The organism is Halorubrum sp. SP9, from assembly GCF_005435015.1.
In the GTDB taxonomy this organism is placed as follows: Archaea; Halobacteriota; Halobacteria; order Halobacteriales; family Haloferacaceae; genus Halorubrum; species Halorubrum sodomense.
The window spans coordinates 1-689 of sequence record NZ_SGXU01000224.1 but is presented as its reverse complement, the minus strand read 5'-3'; the positions used below and the strand labels follow the sequence as shown (position 1 = coordinate 689).

At 57.2% G+C, this 689-nt stretch carries 1 protein-coding gene; it reads left to right on the top strand.

Translation table 11 applies throughout. The features are described 5' to 3' along the window. The coding region (locus tag EXE45_RS17300) for an RNA-guided endonuclease TnpB family protein (protein WP_137695059.1) at positions 1-661 on the top strand (661 nt) is incomplete at its 5' end. Positions 662-689 lie beyond the last annotated feature (28 nt).

The window sequence follows — 689 nt, the reverse complement described above, 5'->3', positions numbered from 1 at the left end:
CCGACTGGTGGAGGGTGACGCTGACAAGCCCCGCCTACAGATCTACCGTCGCGGCGACGACTGGTACTGTACGTTCAACGTGGAATACGACACCGACACGTCGGGTGAGACGCCTATCGGTGTCGATATTGGTGAACGGCATATCCTCGCTGTGACCGCCTACGGTGAGGACGAATCAATGCTGGTGTCTGGTGGTGAGACGAAGTACGTTCGACGCAAATACCGTTCCCTACGCGATTCGCTCTCGGAAGCGGGTGCGCTTCGCGCACGTAACCGTGTAGGTGACAAAGAACAGCGTCGAATCAAAGACCTGAATCACAAACTCTCTCGTCGCCTCATCACGTTCGCGCAACAGTTCGAGAATCCCGTCATCCGGATGGAAGACCTCGAAGGTATCCGCGAGGACAGCTCGTGGTCAGGCGTTCACTCGTGGTTTTTCCACCAACTCCAACAGTTCATCACGTACAAAGCCGAGCGAGCTGGGATTCGTGTTGAGCAGGTCGATGCGTACCATACCAGCCAGCGGTGTTCAGCGTGTGGTTCGATGGGAACCCGTGATGGCGACCACTTTTCGTGTTCGGAGTGCGGTCGAGGACGCCACGCGGACCTGAACGCTTCAGAGAATATCGCACAACGGGAGGGTGAACCATGTACGGCGTAGCAGTTCGGCTGACGCGAACCGTACTACC